General features: G+C 56.0%; 15 protein-coding genes. 3 read left to right on the forward strand and 12 right to left on the reverse strand.

From position 1 onward, the window contains the following. Nucleotides 1–14: 14 nt before the first annotated feature. Nucleotides 15–1052 (forward strand): permease, encoded by a 1038-nt coding sequence (locus tag HF679_RS21400; protein ID WP_174509434.1) that lies wholly within the window; start codon nucleotides 15–17, stop codon nucleotides 1050–1052. An 80-nt stretch (nucleotides 1053–1132) separates the two neighbouring features. Here the strand turns inward: HF679_RS21400 and dolP are convergent, their stop codons facing one another. From dolP to HF679_RS21420, 4 genes are read right to left on the reverse strand one after another with little or no spacing between them, the layout of a single operon-like run. Then, nucleotides 1133–1708 (reverse strand): division/outer membrane stress-associated lipid-binding lipoprotein, encoded by a 576-nt coding sequence (dolP, locus tag HF679_RS21405; RefSeq protein ID WP_123756348.1) that lies wholly within the window; start codon nucleotides 1706–1708, stop codon nucleotides 1133–1135. Between the two features lie 9 nt (nucleotides 1709–1717). Further along, on the reverse strand, nucleotides 1718–2308 hold the full coding sequence (gene diaA / locus HF679_RS21410; RefSeq protein WP_002918211.1) for a DnaA initiator-associating protein DiaA: 591 nt from the start codon (nucleotides 2306–2308) through the stop codon (nucleotides 1718–1720). 22 nt (nucleotides 2309–2330) lie between these two features. After that, on the reverse strand, nucleotides 2331–2717 hold the full coding sequence (locus HF679_RS21415; RefSeq protein ID WP_154144109.1) for a YraN family protein: 387 nt from the start codon (nucleotides 2715–2717) through the stop codon (nucleotides 2331–2333). Continuing rightward, entirely contained in the window at nucleotides 2675–4753 is a 2079-nt protein-coding gene (locus HF679_RS21420; RefSeq protein WP_154144108.1) for a penicillin-binding protein activator, read from the reverse strand. The genes HF679_RS21415 and HF679_RS21420 overlap by 43 nt, the downstream gene beginning before the upstream one ends. Nucleotides 4754–4816: 63 nt before the next feature. Here HF679_RS21420 and rsmI point away from each other — a divergent pair, with 63 nt between their 5' ends. Beyond that, the gene (gene rsmI, locus HF679_RS21425; protein WP_187042363.1) at nucleotides 4817–5680 is read left to right on the forward strand and encodes a 16S rRNA (cytidine(1402)-2'-O)-methyltransferase; all 864 of its coding nucleotides are present in this window, start codon (nucleotides 4817–4819) and stop codon (nucleotides 5678–5680) included. Between the two features lie 4 nt (nucleotides 5681–5684). Beyond that, on the forward strand, nucleotides 5685–6686 hold the full coding sequence (locus HF679_RS21430; protein WP_187042364.1) for a Fic family protein: 1002 nt from the start codon (nucleotides 5685–5687) through the stop codon (nucleotides 6684–6686). A gap of 28 nt (nucleotides 6687–6714) precedes the next feature. On the opposite strand, the gene HF679_RS21435 is transcribed toward HF679_RS21430, so the two are convergent. From HF679_RS21435 to HF679_RS21470, 8 genes are all read right to left on the reverse strand, one after another. Beyond that, nucleotides 6715–7488, reverse strand: a complete 774-nt coding sequence (locus tag HF679_RS21435; RefSeq protein WP_123756353.1) for a DeoR/GlpR family DNA-binding transcription regulator — start codon at nucleotides 7486–7488, stop codon at nucleotides 6715–6717. Nucleotides 7489–7598: 110 nt separating this feature from the next. Beyond that, nucleotides 7599–8642, reverse strand: a complete 1044-nt coding sequence (gatD, locus tag HF679_RS21440; RefSeq protein ID WP_123756354.1) for a galactitol-1-phosphate 5-dehydrogenase — start codon at nucleotides 8640–8642, stop codon at nucleotides 7599–7601. A 48-nt stretch (nucleotides 8643–8690) separates the two neighbouring features. Continuing rightward, a complete protein-coding gene (locus tag HF679_RS21445) occupies nucleotides 8691–10064 on the reverse strand; it encodes a galactitol-specific PTS transporter subunit IIC (protein ID WP_187042365.1) in 1374 nt (457 codons plus the stop codon). 5 nt (nucleotides 10065–10069) lie between these two features. Beyond that, a complete protein-coding gene (gene gatB / locus HF679_RS21450) occupies nucleotides 10070–10354 on the reverse strand; it encodes a PTS galactitol transporter subunit IIB (RefSeq protein WP_112213604.1) in 285 nt (94 codons plus the stop codon). Nucleotides 10355–10380: 26 nt separating this feature from the next. Beyond that, nucleotides 10381–10848, reverse strand: coding sequence for a PTS galactitol transporter subunit IIA (gatA, locus tag HF679_RS21455; RefSeq protein ID WP_123756356.1), 468 nt, complete (start codon nucleotides 10846–10848; stop codon nucleotides 10381–10383). Nucleotides 10849–10862: 14 nt separating this feature from the next. After that, the gene (gene gatZ, locus HF679_RS21460; protein WP_123756357.1) at nucleotides 10863–12134 is read right to left on the reverse strand and encodes a tagatose-bisphosphate aldolase subunit GatZ; all 1272 of its coding nucleotides are present in this window, start codon (nucleotides 12132–12134) and stop codon (nucleotides 10863–10865) included. 177 nt (nucleotides 12135–12311) lie between these two features. Beyond that, complete coding sequence (locus tag HF679_RS21465; RefSeq protein WP_123756358.1) at nucleotides 12312–13127, reverse strand: HPr family phosphocarrier protein; 816 nt, start codon at nucleotides 13125–13127, stop codon at nucleotides 12312–12314. 10 nt (nucleotides 13128–13137) lie between these two features. Then, the gene (locus HF679_RS21470) at nucleotides 13138–14550 is read right to left on the reverse strand and encodes a PTS fructose transporter subunit IIC (RefSeq protein WP_123756359.1); all 1413 of its coding nucleotides are present in this window, start codon (nucleotides 14548–14550) and stop codon (nucleotides 13138–13140) included. Nucleotides 14551–14553 lie beyond the last annotated feature (3 nt).

Raw genomic sequence — 14553 nt, forward strand, 5'->3', positions numbered from 1 at the left:
TCCTGGGGAATGCTATGGCTGGTCAGTCTTCATCTCAGGCGGCAACACCGTTTCAATGGTGGAAACCCGCACTCTTTTTTCTCGTCGTGATCGTTGGTCTGTGGATCGTTAAATGGCAGCCGTACTACGGCAAAGCGTTTACGGCCGCAGAAACCCACAGCATCGGCAAATCGATCCTCGCTCAGGCTGACGCCAACCCGCTGAAAGCGGCATGGGACTATGCGCTGGTCTACTTCCTGGCGGTCTGGAAAGCGGCGGTGCTGGGCGTCCTGCTCGGCTCGTTGATTCAGGTCCTGATCCCGCGCAACTGGCTGCTACGCACGCTGGGGCAAACGCGCTTTCTTGGGACGCTCTCCGGCGTGCTGTTCGCGCTTCCCGGCATGATGTGTACCTGCTGCGCCGCGCCGGTAGCGGCGGGGATGCGTAAGCAACAGGTGTCGATGGGCGGCGCGCTGGCGTTCTGGATGGGCAATCCGCTGCTGAACCCGGCGACGCTGGTGTTCATGGGGTTTGTACTGGGCTGGCAGTTTGCGCTGATTCGGCTTGTGGCGGGGCTGGCGACGGTGCTGATTGTCGCGACGCTGGTTCAAAAATGGGTGAAAGAGGCGGCAACGCAACCTTCAACCGTGCCCGTCATCGACGAGAGCGAACCGGGGCACTTTTTCTCCCGCTGGCTGAGCGCGCTGTGGACGCTGTTCTGGAGTACGATCCCGGTCTATATCCTGGCGGTGCTGGTGCTTGGCGCCGCCCGAGTCTGGCTGTTCCCACATGCCGATGGCGTGGTCGGTAACACGCTGTTCTGGGTTATTGCGATGGCGATTGCCGGCTGTCTGTTTGTGATCCCGACGGCGGCAGAGATCCCCATCGTGCAGACCATGATGCTGGCGGGAATGGGGTTTGCACCGGCGCTGGCGCTGTTGATTACCCTGCCTGCGGTCAGCGTGCCGTCGTTGATTATGCTGCATAAGGCATTTCCGGCGAAAGCGCTGTGGTTGACCGGCGGGCTGGTGGCATTGTGCGGTGCTGTCGTGGGTGGACTGGCGTTAATCTGATGATCTTCCCGGAGGCGGCGCTGCACGCCTGTCCGGGCGACGAAACACACCGCCCCCGGGAAAGGGGCGGGCGCTGGGACTTATTTGATGTAGGTAAAGGCGGTCGTGACGCGAGATACGCCGCTGACCCGGCTGGCGATATCCGCCGCCGCACGCCCTTCGCGATCGGTGACCAGCCCCATCAGGAACACTTCACCATTCTCGGTGGTCACTTTGACGTTCGACGATTTCACCTGATCGGTGCCCAGCAACTGGGAACGCACTTTGGTGGTTACCCACGTATCAGAAGAGGCGGTGCCTAAGCCAATCGGCTGGCCCTGGCGAACTTCGTTAAACACTTCCGTGGTCCCTTCGACGCCCATCGCAATTTGTTTTGCGCGTGCGGACAGGTCTGACGTCGGTGACTGACCGGTCAGCAGGACTTTACCCTGATAAGCCGTGACGTTAATCCGGGCCTGTTTCTTAATCTGTTCGTCTTTCGATAGCGCGCTGTTGACGCGCAGTTCCAGCGTGCTGTCATCAACCTGGGTACCGACGGTACGCGGGTCCGTGGCGGCTTTGGTGCCGACAGCTGCGGTGCCGACTACCGCTGCGGCAACGCATCCTTGTAGCAGTAGTGCAGACAGAATGATGGCGAGGGGCGAGAGAGCCTTCATGTGTTCTCCTTAATCGTCCTGGTGTGGAAAAAGCGTGTTATCAATCAAATCGCACAGGCAGTTGACGGTGAGCATATGCATCTCCTGAATTCGCGCGCTGCGATGAGAAGGAATGCGGATTTCGACATCCTGCTGGCCCAACAGGCCCGCAAGCTCACCACCGTCGTAGCCGGTCAGCGCGACAATGGTCATGTCGCGGGTCACCGCCGCTTCAACGGCTTTCACTATGTCCCGACTATTGCCGCGTGTGGAGATCGCCAGCAGGACATCGCCAGCGTGACCCAACGCGCGCACCTGCTTGGCATAAATCTCGTCATGCAGGCGATCGTTGGCAATTGCGGTTAAGACCACATTATCGGTATTTAGTGCAATGGCGGGTAAACCAGGGCGCTCTGTTTCAAAACGATTAATCATGCTGGCAGCAAAATGCTGTGCGTTGGCGGCAGAGGTGCCATTGCCACAACAGAGGATTTTGTTGCCATTAAGCAGCGACTGCACAAGCGTCATGGCCGCACGGGAGATAGCATCCGGGAGCGCTTCCGCTGCAGCGATTTGAGTTTGAATACTTTCAGTGAAACAGGCTTTAATTCGATCGAGCACGGGATCCCTTAATTCATTTACGCTATTCGCCAAAGGCGTTTTTTAGCCATTGGATGTCGTTTCCGGTGAAGGCTACCACATCGAAACGGCAATCCACAGTGTCAAAGCTCCCATTATGCCGGGAGAGCCACAGACGGGCGGCCTGCAGGAGCCTTTGTTGTTTTCTTTGCGTGATGCTGGCGGCAGCATCGCCGTAGCGGGCGTTACGACGATAGCGCACTTCCACAAACACGGTGGTCACACCATCGCGCATGATGAGGTCAATTTCGCCGCCTCGCTCGTGGGCGTTGGCGGCGACAAACCGAAGTCCTTGATCTTCCAGCCATCGACGCGCCTGGTTTTCCCAGGCGTCGCCGGTCTGTTTGGTTAGTTGGCTGAGACGACCTGTCCGTGCTGGTACTTGAGCCATGACAATTTCCTGGTGATCACACAATCAGGCGTGGCCGTCAGATCGCCGGTATTGCCGTTCAGCTCGAAGCCCGGGGTCTGGCGCATCTGGGAGAAATGGTTAGCCAGCGACCAGGCATCCGCGCCCATCGCATACAGGCGAGCCAGCGAATAATCATTGCGTACGGCAGAGAGCGCCTGCTGCATCAGCGCCGGATTGCTGCCGGCCAGCATTGGGATCTCGCTAAACTGCAGCCCTTCCATTTCCAGACGGAAATCAGGACCTGCGGTGCCCTGAGCGCTACGGGAGCTTGCGTACAGGGTGGCGCCGCTTTGGCTACCGTTGCGCAGGGCGATCATCGGTTTGATGTAGCCAATCTGCTCTGGTGTGGCGAGGATCCAGGTTGCATCGACGCCGCCTGAGCTGCTAACCGGCACATCTTCCGCGCTGCCGAGGGTGCTGTCCTGCGCTGACGGCAACGTTGACACCGGCGTACCGGTCAATGAAATGCCGCTGTTCACGCTGGATTTGAGCTCGGAGGTGGAGCCGAAACGCTGCTGCAGGACGGTCCCGCCGCCCAGTTTTAGCCATTCGTTAGCGAAAGCGTTTACCACGCGATCGCCGAGAGCGCCGCGCGGCGCCAGCAGCAGCGGCGTCTGTTTACCTTGATCGTGGATATGACGCGCCGCATCGCGGGCTTCATCTTCCGGCGACAGCGCAAAGTAGCAGATATTGGCGCGGTTCTCGACTTTCTCCGGCTGGTTCAGCGCCAGCACGTTCAGTGAGGTATTGCTCTTGATAACATCCTCGACGTTATTTTTGAGCAGCGGCCCGACGACGATGGTCGCGCCATCCTGCTGCACCTGCGCCAACAGCTGGCTCATCGGCTGGGAGCTGGTGTCATAAATTTTCAGCTCTGCCGACGGGTTGGCCGGGGTTGCCGCCACGCCCTGAACCGCAGGCGTGGCGACCGCAGGTTGTTCGGTGGTCGCGGTGGCGTCGCTGGTGGTGGCCGGCGCTGGTGTTGTCGTCGGCGGGGCCTGGTCAGCGGCCGGGGCCTGCACCGGCGCCTGGGCGGTACCGGTGGAGGTCAGGTCGTTCACTTCGGCCTGAGAAGGGCTGACGACGTCGTTGGTTGCGACATTTACCGCCTGGGCAACCTGCGCAGGAACGGCGCTGCCGGCAACGGCAGGCGCGCCATTTTTGGCGGCTTCGAAACCTTGCTGAATAGTACGACCAAATACGGCTGCCTGGCCGTTTAAGGGCAGCAGCAGGGCAATCTTATTGACCGAGGCCGGTTGATAGTTTTGCATATTCACCAGCGCCGTCGGCAGCATTTTGGCGCCCGGATTCTGCGGATAGCGGGTCTGCCAGTCTTTTACCCCGGCTTTAAGCATGGTGGGATCGTTGCGGTTATCGAACCACATACGCTGCAGATCCAGCCACCCTTGCAGGACGTTTTCATCGGCGTTGATCACCAGGGCGTTGGCCTGATCCTGGTTCATGGTGGTGAGCGCTTTCCAGGTCGCGTCGATATTCTGCTGCTGCTGTTTCGGTTGAGTCAGCAGCGGCTGCTGGGCGATGAGCGCCCGCAGTAACGAAATAGACGGACGGCCCTGGCTGGCATCGATTTGTGCCTGCCAGTAGCGTGACTGCTGATGTTGCTCCAGGCTGGCCGGATCAAGCTTATCCAGCAGCGTCTGGGCGCCCTGGAAATCGTTCATCGCCAGTTTCACTTCCACGGCCAGCAGGGACTGTTCCCGGGCCTGTGCCGCATTGAGATTTGACGGCAGCTGGTTGAACAGGTCAACGGCCTGCTGCTTTTTCCCTTCCTGCAGCAGCGCATGAATGGCGAGTAATTGCCAGTTGGTCTTGCTATCATTCGAGCTTTGCTGCATTTGTTGCAGGTAATAACTGGAATCTGCCTGTGCTGTACCCTGTAAAAACGCCGTGCTTTGATCCGGGGTATGGGTGCCGCAGCCAGCAAAGATCAGAGCGGCCAGCAGTACGGGCAGACAACGCGCGGGTTTAGAACGAAGAAATGTTGACGGTACCATATGTATCCAGTGATATTTTTTTGGCTCAATGCTCAATATTAATTCGGCAATACGGACGAGACAATGAAACAACACGAATCAGCAGATAATTCTCAGGGACAGCTCTATATTGTGCCCACTCCGATAGGAAATCTGTCTGATATCACGCAACGTGCCCTGGAGGTGTTGCAAGCTGTTGATTTAATTGCGGCAGAAGACACCCGTCATACCGGTTTGTTGCTCCAGCATTTTGCGATTAACGCCCGTTTATTTGCGTTGCACGACCATAATGAGCAGCAAAAAGCTGAAACACTTCTGGCGAAATTGAAAGACGGGCAGAACATAGCGCTGGTTTCGGACGCCGGGACGCCGCTTATCAACGATCCAGGCTACCACCTGGTACGCACCTGCCGCGAGGCGAATATCCGCGTGGTCCCGCTGCCGGGGCCGTGTGCGGCGATCGCGGCGCTGAGCGCGGCGGGCTTGCCCTCGGATCGTTTTTGCTACGAAGGCTTCCTGCCCGCCAAATCAAAAGGCCGTCGCGATACGCTGAAAGCGCTGGAAGAAGAGTCGCGCACCATTATCTTTTATGAATCTACGCACCGCCTGCTGGAAAGCCTGGAAGATATCTGTACGGTGCTGGGTGAATCCCGCTACGTGGTACTGGCGCGCGAGCTGACCAAAACCTGGGAGTCGATCCACGGCGCACCGATTGGCGAACTGCTGGCGTGGGTGAAAGAGGATGAGAACCGTCGTAAAGGCGAAATGGTGCTGATCGTCGAAGGGTTTAAAGCGCAGGAAGAAGCGCTGCCCGCCGATGCGCTGCGCACCCTGGCGCTATTGCAGGCGGAACTGCCGTTGAAGAAAGCCGCCGCCCTGGCCGCCGAAATTCATGGCGTGAAGAAAAACGCGCTGTATAAATATGCCCTGGAGCAGCAGGGGGAGTAACCGCATGAGCCGCTATCAGCCACCTTTTAGCATAACGCCTGCCATTCTCAATCGGGTTGTCGAGGTCGGAGAGCTACTAGGGCACTGGTCGGCTCAAACTGGTCGGGTTTCACCCCTTTTACGTAAAGAGAATCGCATTCGTACGATTCAGGCCTCGCTGGCAATAGAATACAATAGTCTCAGTACCGAGCAGGTTACCGCCCTGGTGGAGGGAAAGCGTGTCCTGGCACCGGCGAAAGATATTCAGGAAGTCAGGAATGGCATTCTGGCATATGAAAAAATGGCGGAATGGAAAGGTCATCGGCTAATGGATCTGCTTGCGGCTCATCGGATTTTGATGGCGGGGCTGGTGGATAATCCGGGTCAGTTGCGTAGCGGTGATGTGGGGATCTACAGGGATAACAAACTGATCCATATGGCTCCCCCTGCTTCACAAGTCAGACGCCTGATAGACGATTTGTTGCAGTGGATGCAAGTCACCGACCTCCATCCGCTTATTGCGGGAGCTGTTTTTCACTACGAATTTGAATTTATTTATCCATTTACTGATGGTAATGGCCGCATGGGGCGCTTGTGGCAAACATTGATTCTTAGTCAGTGGCGCGCGGAGCTTGCCTGGTTGCCGGTGGAAACGCTGATGCATTATCAGCAGGAGCGGTATTATCAGGTTTTAGGGATGTGCGACAAGCAGAGTGACAGCACGCAGTTTATTGAGTTTATGCTGGATAACATGGTCATCGCTCTGCAAGAGGGAATGGGGCACTCAGCTACGCTGTCGGAAGAAATGTCGGAAGAAATGTCGGAAGAAAAGGTGACGATGTTGACGGCCGTTGAAGAACGGATCCTTCAGCTTCTGACTGGCGAACCGACGCTCACCGCAAAGGTGATGGCTCTGGATATCAATGTTTCCGCCAGAACCGTTGAACGGTATCTGAAGACATTACAGCAGAAAGGGCGATTACAGCGTACGGGGGCGAAGAAAGGGGGAGCCTGGCAAATTCTCTAACCTGCTCACCCTGGCTGATGCCTTATTGCTATACGACGTGCAACTCAATCGCCGTGTGTTGCAATGCATGACGATACTCTTCAGTTATCCCGCTATCGGTAATCACACAGTGGATTTTCTCCATCGGCAGAACCTGGTTGAACCCGCGACGGTTAAATTTGCTGGCGTCCAGCACGGCAACCACTTTATGTGCGGCGGCGGCCATGACGCTGCTGATGGAGTAGCCTTCATTAAAGGTGGTGATGCCGTTGGTGGTGTCGATACCGTCGGCGCCGACAAACATCAGGTCGGCGCTGATGCCCTGGAGCGAACGCTCGGCGATGGTGCCATGCATGGAGTGCGTTTTGTGGCGCACGGTACCGCCGCAAACCACCAGGGTGATATCTTTATTTTCCGACAGAGTGAAGGCCGCGGGCAGACTGTTGGTGATCACCGTAATATTGGTCATGCGCACCAGCGCTTCGGCAATCAGCAGGGTTGTACTGCCGCTATCGAGGATAACCGTCATGCCCTCGCTAATCATCGCCGCGGCGGCCTGGGCAATCCGCTTCTTAGGATCGCTGGCCAGCAAATAACGATCTTCGAGTATGACCTCCAGGTTATCTCCCTCGGTCAAGTTACTGCCCGTTCTGGCGGCACCGCCGTGAAAACGGGTGAGTAACCCTTTTTCTTCCAGCAACCGTAGGTCGGCTCGAATCGTGACTTCGGAGATGCCAAAGAGATTCGAAAGGTCCAGCACCAATACGCTACCCTGCGCGTTGACCATTTCGACGATTTTGTTCCTTCGCTCAAATGAGTTCATATTAATTTGCCTGATAATTAACTGAACTTAGTGTAATCGAAGGGTAACGAAAGGTGAACGATAATTTTCGAAAGGTTATGTGAGCCAGCTCTGATTGCTGGCTCTGGCGGTCACGAGAGCTTAAGCAGAATTTTCCCCTGCATCGGTGCGCCATTGAGCGCCTGGACTTCGCGAGCAAAGCTGTCCGCATCGCCGATATGGGCAATCAGCGGGGCAAGCTGAATGCGCTTTTCGGTCAGCAGGCGCGCCGCCGTTTGCCACTCTTCACCCGGCCAGGGTCCAGAGTAGTTCATCCAGCTGCCGATGATACTGAGCTCTTTACGCAGGATGTATCCGAAAGTTGCGGAAGGCAGGGTTAAGTCGTGGTGTAGCGTACCCACCAGCGCCAGCTGCGCGCGCGGTCCGGCAACCTCAATCCCCAGCGCGACCGTTTGTGGCGTTCCGGCGGTTTCAAGGACCAGCTGGTCGAACTGAATCTCTTCCAGTGCCGTCTGAATCTCTTTGCCGCTCATCTCCCTACTGTTAAAGACACGGGTAGCGCCGAGGGTTTTGGCCAGTTCCAGCTTCTGTGGGTTGATGTCGATGGCGGTGATGCTTTTGGCTCCCAGTTCACGGGCGCACTGCATTGCCAGCAGGCCAATGGTGCCTGCGCCAATAATAATGACGTTTTTGCCTTCGCAGCCCTGCGCCAGGTGAAAGGCGTGAAGGCCCACGGTAATCGGCTCGATAAACGCGCCGTCGTCAATCGGCATCTGGTCCGGCAGACGGAACAGGTTGGCACGTTTAACGACCACATATTGCGCATTCCCACCTTCGCTGCGCGAGCCGACAAACTGGTACTGCTTGCACAACGAGAAATAGTTGCGCTGACACTGCGGGCAATCAAAGCAGGGGAGCAGTGGCACACAGGCCACAGCATCGCCCGGCTGCAGATCGGTTACCGCAGAACCGTATGATTCAACATAACCGCTGAACTCGTGGCCCAGCGTAATGGGATAGTAGTGTGCGGCGTTGGCAAAAATGCGCGGGATATCAGAACCGCACAATCCGGAGCTGACGACTTTTACCAGCACATCGTTTTCCGTCTGTAGCGTTGGGATTGGGCGTTCTTCAACGCGCACGATCCCCTCAGCATGGATGACCACTGATTGCATAACATTCTCCAGAAATGTCCGGGGGAGCGCGAATGCTCCCCCTTGAGATTAAGAAACGGTGGGGCTTTGTTGCGCTATGGTTGCTTTCTCCGCAGCCGCAAAGTTGCGCGCCCGATGCCACGTCAGCAATACGCCGGCAATATAAATGACGCCGATGACGGCAAAGCCGACCACGTTTTGCCAGGTGAAAAGCTGGATGAGCAGCCAGGTAATCGGCGAACCGCCCTGGTCCATGGAGGCCACCAGACCACCCGCTTTCAGAGCGCCAGCATTAGCCGCCAGTTGGGTATGCAGGCCGATGGTCTGTGTCGCAATCCAGAGCGTAATTCCCATCAGGATGATCCCGGAAATCAGCGTACGGAACAGGTTACCCTGATGCACTGCAACCGCCATGGCCACGAAGAAACCGATGGTGGCCAGGTCACCGAACGGCAGTACCTGGTTGCCCGGTACCACGACCGCAATAAGGATGCTCAGCGGAATGAAGATCAGGCTGGCGGAGACTACCGAGGTGTGACCAAGCAGCAGCGCCGGGTCGAGGCCAATCAGGAAATCCTGTCCACCGAATTTCGCCTGCAGACGTTTACGCGCCTGTTTGGCTATCGGGTTTAGACCATCCATGATCGGTTTGATCACCCGTGGCATCAGCAGCATCACGGCACCGGTTTTGACCGCCAGTTGCAGAATGCCTTTCAGGTCGTAGCCTGCCAGCGCACCAATGACCAGACCCATCACGAAGCCTACGGTAACCGGTTCACCGAACGGACCGAAGCGTTTCTGGATGTCGTCAGCGCTGAAGTGAATGCGATTCAGGCCGGGGATTTTTTCGATAATCGTATCGACCAGCACCGCGATTGGCCCTAAATATGCCGAACTGCCGTGTGGAATGGCGATACCGTCGAGGCCGAAAAAGTCACGGGTATCTTTCGCAAACCAGTCGCCGAGTTTGTAAACGAAAGCCGCGTGTACCACGACGCCGAGAATACCAATCCAGTAAGAACCGGTGGCGATATGCAGCATCGCGCCGGTAAAGGTCATATGCCAGATATTCCAGATATCGACGTTCACGACGCGGGTCATTCGGGTGACCAGCATGATGATATTGACCGCGATAGCGATAGGTATCGCCACCAGCGCGATTTGCGATGCCCAGGTCATCGGGGATGACCCTGGCCAGCCAATATCAATCACGTGCAGGTTAATCTGGAAATGTTCAGCCATTGCTTTCGCGGCGGGGCCGATAGAGTCGAGCATCAGACCGATGACCAGGCCGATACCGACGAAGCCAATCCCGATGTGCAGACCTGATTTAAAGCAATCCCCGAGCTTCATCCCCAGCAGTTTGGAGAAGATAATGATCACGATCGGCAGCATGACCGTCGGACCAAGATCGAGGATATAGCGCATGATTTCGCTAAACATGGACGTTACTCCGCAAGGATGTTCAGGATTTTTTGCTGCAGCTCTTCAATACCTACCCCGGAAATGAAAGGCATGCCGTGTACTACCGGAATGTCGCCAAAGGTTCTGTCGACCCGGGCGGTGGTACAGATGAGGTGGGCGCCGTCCATATAGGTTTCGATTTCATTCACGCGACACTGCACCAGGTCCAGCTCGATGTTGTGGTCTGCGCACAGGTCTTTGATCTCTTCTGCGGCCATGGTGGAGGTGGCAACGGCGCCACCACAGGCTACGATGACTTTACGTTTCATAGGGTACCCCTTTTATTATCAGTATTTTATAAAGCCTGAACGCTGGGTTCTGACTCAAGGATCGCGTGCTGAAACAGCGCTGGCAGCTGTGCTTCCGGGGCCGCCAGTAATGCTTCAAGCGTGGTCGGGTTTTGTAGCTCACTAAATAACCGGCGCAGCAGTTGGAGCTGTGCGGTCGGATTTTCAACAATCAGCGCGATAATCAGCGAAACGTCGATGTCACCGTCGTCATCTGCACGCTGGAAGGGAACCGGGCTATCCGGTCGAATCAAATAGATCGCCGGAGACCTGGCGTGCACCGCCTCGCAGTGAGGAATCGCCACCGCATGCTGCTCCAGCGCGATGCCGGTGGGGAAGGTTGCTTCTCGTTCGAGCAGCGCCAGCGGGTAGCTATCGTGCACCACGCCGCGTGCCAGCATCTCTTCGCCAATGTGCTCCAGCGCCTGCTGGCTGGAACTAAAATGAATGCCGGTACGCACAAATAATTGACTCATAAATCCTCTTTGCTTCAGGCGATTTCAGATGAACAGCCGTAACGGTAAGCACGCAGCACATCCTGAATCTTGTCGAGGATGAGATCGTGCGGCGCGGCGGCGAGTTGGTTTAACGACAGTCGTTCAAACTGCACCGGCATATACTGGCTGATAAGGCCCAGCGGCAGTTTAGTCTCGGTCAGGTTTGCAATTAATTTCTCAACACTTTGACGGATTCGCGGATGCGGCCAGTAGTAGCGAATGCGATCGGACAGGCTGAAGTGGATATCCACCATGGCCTGGCTCCAGGTCGGGCGGTAGTACTTCTTCCAGTAACCCGGTTCGTTAAGCATCACTTCGTCAATCACTTCCATTACCCGGCTGCGGGACTCCGGAGCGACCAGTTCATTCTCCATTTGGGCGAGGGCGAAAATGGCTTCGCGTAAGGCGAAGGTCAACGCCGGTCCGACTTTCAGGATGGCGTAGTGATCGCGGACCAGCGCACGATAGGCCTGACGTGATTGATAGTCCGTGGAGTGCGCTTCGTAGACCATTGGCGTGCGTTCAATCCACGCGGACAGGTCTTTGGCGGCTTCCGGCTGATAATGGATTATTTGCGTATGATCAAACTCGACGCCAGGCTGCACCACGATTGCAATAACCCGCTCCAGAGCCGCTTCCAGGCCCAGCTTACGGAATGCTCCTTCGTGAGTTTCCAGCGTGGCTGCCGCATCCTGTGCGCGGGTTACGTGGACGCTGCCAATTGTGCTGGCTTCACCGCCCGGTACCGGGACTTCGGTGCCGATTACGTAGGTCAGATGGCGTTTCAGTTCGTCACTTGCCGTCTCTTCTGCGGCCTGGCACAGACGGGCCGCTCGTTCGGCGACGACGGCGGGGTCCAGCGGCACCGGGTCATCGGCACAGGACATCGAGGCATCAAGATGGATTTTGCTGAAGCCGGCGGCGACATAGGCTTTTATCAGATCGACCGATTTCTCCATCGCATCGGCAGCAGGCTCGCCTTGCCAGCAGTTTGGACCAAGGTGATCGCCGCCGAGAATGATACGCTCTGACGGAAAGCCGACATGTTGGGCGATGTTATTCACGAAATCACGAAAGTCTGCAGGCTGCATACCGGTGTAGCCGCCAAACTGGTTAACCTGGTTAGATGTCGCTTCGATCAGGACCTTGTTGTTGGTATGCAGATCGAAACGTAACGCCGCTTCAATAACCAGCGGATGTGCGGAACAAACTGAACAGATGCCGATGTGTTCGCCTGCTTTGTGGCGGGAAATAATTTCTTTCATTTTAATCCTCCGTTTCCTTTCGAATATATTCGTTATGTTTTGTTTGTGTCGCAAACTCCTTTGTTTTGATTTGTGATCTAACCCGAAAAAAAGAAAGATAAAACGTAATGTTGCGAAAGTTACGGATAAAAAAAACGCTCTGGCGACGACGGCAGAGCGTTGTTAATTGATTGAAATTCAACTGAATATTCGTGAAAGCCAGCTTCGTTTGGGCTTTTCAACTGGCTGAACGGTTTGCCGGGGTTGAGCGGCGATTTCACCCAATCCGGCATTAAAGGCATCACTAATGGCATCCAGCGCCTGGTGGGCATCTTCTCCGCTGGCCATAAAGTGCAGACGGTGCCCCTGTTTTGCGCCGAGAGAGACTACCCGCATCAGGTTTTTGGCATCGACAATGGCGGAACGTGTGTCGAGATTCTCCACCCGAATTTGTGATTGCCACTGTTTCACCGCTTTTACCAACACGGCACTTGGCCGGGCGTGCAGCCCGTGGGGATTGCGCAGGGTAAACGTCGCCTCTTCGTCAAACTCGGGGGGCGGCACGATTTCCTCCCCTTCGGCGGGAAAAATATGACCCGCCAGAATGTCCAGCACCGCCTGTGGGCTCTCGGCGCGCGATAGCGCGCCAGGTACCCGATCGTCACTCAGGGAGTGCGTGAGCTGGCGCAGAATATCGAGGTGTTCATTATCCTGGGCGGCGATGCCGACAATCAGATAGGCCGTCTGCTCCTCTCCCCAGTCCACCCCCTGCGGGCAGGCCAGCACCTTCACGCCGGTTTTCGATACCGCATCGCGGCTCTGCGGCGTACCGTGGGGAATGGCAATACCGTTACCGAGATAGGTGCTGATTTGCCCTTCGCGATCGCGCATACCGTTCAGATAGGCGGGGGTGGTATGCCCGGCTTCGGTTAAACGCCTGACGACGTGCTGCAGCGCCTCATCTTTCGTTTTGACCTCATGGTCGAAATAGATATCTGCGGAAGTCAGTTGCATAACATGTTCCTTATTTAATGGCTCCGGCAAGGGCCGTCGCTTCCTGGGTCCGTTTTTGCCATAGTCTCCAGCAACCCAGCATGACTGCCCCGCAGGCGGAACCCGCGAGAATACACAACACCCACATCAGCGGCTTGCTCACCAGCGGCAGGATCAGGAATCCACCGTGCGGCGCAGGAACCTGAATATGCAGGCTATAGCTCAGCACTGCTGAAATGGATGAAGCAATCATCATCATAGGAATGACGCGTAAAGGGTCTTTGGCTGCGAAGGGAATGGCGCCTTCAGTGATATGGGTACAACCGAGGATGTAGTTGACCATCCCGGCGGCGCGCTCTTCTTCACTGAATCCTTTCGGGAAAAAGGTGGTGGCAAGGGCAATCACCAGCGGTGGCGTGATACAAGCAGCGGAAACGCCGGCCATGAAGAAGTAGTTACCCTGGCCAAGCAGCAGGGTGCCGGTGACATAGGCGGCTTTATTCACCGGGCCACCGAAGTCAAAGGAGCACATCGCGCCGACCACGATACCCAACAGAATTGGGTTCGCTTCCTGCAATGAGCTCAACCAGTTCATCATGGCATTGTTGATGGCGGCGACCGGTTGTCCCAGCAGTACCATCATCACGCCAATCACCAGCACGCCAACGAGCGGCATAATGAAGATAGACTTCAGGCCCTCATACTGACGCGGCAGACCGTTGAGCATATTGCGGATGAGCAACATAAAGTAACCGGCGGCGAAGCCGGCGATAATCCCGCCGAGAAAGCCAGCTCCAGTCGCGTTGGCCAGCAGTCCGCCAACGAAGCCGGCCACCATCCCGGGGCGCCCGGAGATAGACCAGGCAATATAGGCGGTGAATATCGGTACCATGATGGAGAAGGCCTGCTGACCTACTTTCATCAAGGTAGCGGCGATAACATTGTATTGTGGTGAATTGGGGTCGGCGGAGTAGATGCCCCATAAGAAGGAGATGGCAATCAAAATCCCTCCGGCGACGACAAACGGCAGCATGTTAGACACGCCGCTCATCAGGTGCTTATAGACCTGGCGACCGAAAGATTCTTGCTCGTATTTCTCCGTCGACTCCTGAGAAGACGATATACCCTGACGAAGCGTCGCCTGACCGTTGATCACTTTATTAATTAAATCGGCCGGATGATGAATGGCCTCTTTTACCGGAACTTCAATTACCGGAAGACCATTAAAACGCTCAACATTAACATCTTTATCTGCGGCGATAATCACGCCGTAAATATTTTTGAGATCTTCTGGGGTAATGGCGTTTTCAACGCCAGAAGCCCCATTGGTTTCAACTTTAATATCGATATTTAATTTCTTTGCTGCGGTTTTTAAGGCTTCTTCAGCCATAAACGTATGGGCAATACCTGTAGGGCAGCCGGTAACTGCTATAATTTTTTTCATAAT

Source organism: Enterobacter sp. JUb54 (assembly GCF_014298075.1).
Lineage (GTDB): Bacteria > Pseudomonadota > Gammaproteobacteria > Enterobacterales > Enterobacteriaceae > Klebsiella > Klebsiella lignicola.

Bases quoted from the DNA above. Each gene is read 5' to 3' on its own strand.
- dolP (WP_123756348.1), bottom strand. From the start codon at position 1,708: ATGAAGGCTCTCTCGCCCCTCGCCATCATTCTGTCTGCACTACTGCTA.
- HF679_RS21445 (WP_187042365.1), bottom strand. From the start codon at position 10,064: ATGTTTAGCGAAATCATGCGCTATATCCTCGATCTTGGTCCGACGGTC.
- HF679_RS21430 (WP_187042364.1), top strand. From the start codon at position 5,685: ATGAGCCGCTATCAGCCACCTTTTAGCATAACGCCTGCCATTCTCAAT.
- HF679_RS21420 (WP_154144108.1), bottom strand. From the start codon at position 4,753: ATGGTACCGTCAACATTTCTTCGTTCTAAACCCGCGCGTTGTCTGCCC.
- gatA (WP_123756356.1), bottom strand. From the start codon at position 10,848: ATGAGTCAATTATTTGTGCGTACCGGCATTCATTTTAGTTCCAGCCAG.
- HF679_RS21435 (WP_123756353.1), bottom strand. From the start codon at position 7,488: ATGAACTCATTTGAGCGAAGGAACAAAATCGTCGAAATGGTCAACGCG.
- gatZ (WP_123756357.1), bottom strand. From the start codon at position 12,134: ATGAAAGAAATTATTTCCCGCCACAAAGCAGGCGAACACATCGGCATC.
- gatD (WP_123756354.1), bottom strand. From the start codon at position 8,642: ATGCAATCAGTGGTCATCCATGCTGAGGGGATCGTGCGCGTTGAAGAA.
- HF679_RS21415 (WP_154144109.1), bottom strand. From the start codon at position 2,717: ATGGCTCAAGTACCAGCACGGACAGGTCGTCTCAGCCAACTAACCAAA.
- HF679_RS21400 (WP_174509434.1), top strand. From the start codon at position 15: ATGGCTGGTCAGTCTTCATCTCAGGCGGCAACACCGTTTCAATGGTGG.
- rsmI (WP_187042363.1), top strand. From the start codon at position 4,817: ATGAAACAACACGAATCAGCAGATAATTCTCAGGGACAGCTCTATATT.
- HF679_RS21470 (WP_123756359.1), bottom strand. From the start codon at position 14,550: ATGAAAAAAATTATAGCAGTTACCGGCTGCCCTACAGGTATTGCCCAT.
- HF679_RS21465 (WP_123756358.1), bottom strand. From the start codon at position 13,127: ATGCAACTGACTTCCGCAGATATCTATTTCGACCATGAGGTCAAAACG.
- gatB (WP_112213604.1), bottom strand. From the start codon at position 10,354: ATGAAACGTAAAGTCATCGTAGCCTGTGGTGGCGCCGTTGCCACCTCC.